1 protein-coding gene is annotated in these 548 nt (G+C 74.1%); it reads right to left on the reverse strand.

The features are described from left to right. Nucleotides 1–548 (reverse strand): transposase (locus ABD259_RS25725; protein ID WP_344165869.1); only part of this gene is annotated, 548 nt, incomplete at both ends.

The raw sequence follows: 548 nt of genomic DNA on the forward strand, positions 1-548 counted from the left end.
GTTGTGGGCCTGGCCCAGGCCCAGGTGCTGCTTGGCGTCGCGGAAGCAGGTCTCGATGGCCCACCGGTCGCGGTAGCGGGCGATGACCCCGTCACCAGGGGTGGTGGTGTCGGTGGTCAAAAGCGCCACGTCGCAGCCGGCGGTGGTCTCGGGGGTGCGGATGAGGACCAGGCGCAGCGGGGTGCGGCCCAGGGTCTGGCGGTAGCAGGCCACATCCGCGGCCGAGCAGCCCAGGTCCTGCGCGGGGGTGAAGCCGACCTGGTCGGCGATCTCGCCGGGGGTGCCCCACCGGGTGTGGGCGGTGGTGGTGGTCGGCTGCCGGTGCAAGACGGCGTTGGCTTTGAGGCGCACGGTCCAGGTGACGGTGTCGGGCAGGGCGGCCAGGGCGGGACTGGAGTAGGCGGCATCGGCCACCACGTGCAGGGGCCGGTTGAGGGCCTGGGCCAGGCGCAGCACGAGTGCGATGGCGATGTCGGGGGCCGAGGGCCGCTCACCTGCGGTGGCGGCGCCGGTGGTGTGGATGTGGGCGCGGGTGTGGGCCAGCGCGG

It is taken from the genome of Nocardiopsis rhodophaea, from assembly GCF_039530945.1.
GTDB classification, from domain to species: domain Bacteria; phylum Actinomycetota; class Actinomycetes; order Streptosporangiales; family Streptosporangiaceae; genus Nocardiopsis_C; species Nocardiopsis_C rhodophaea.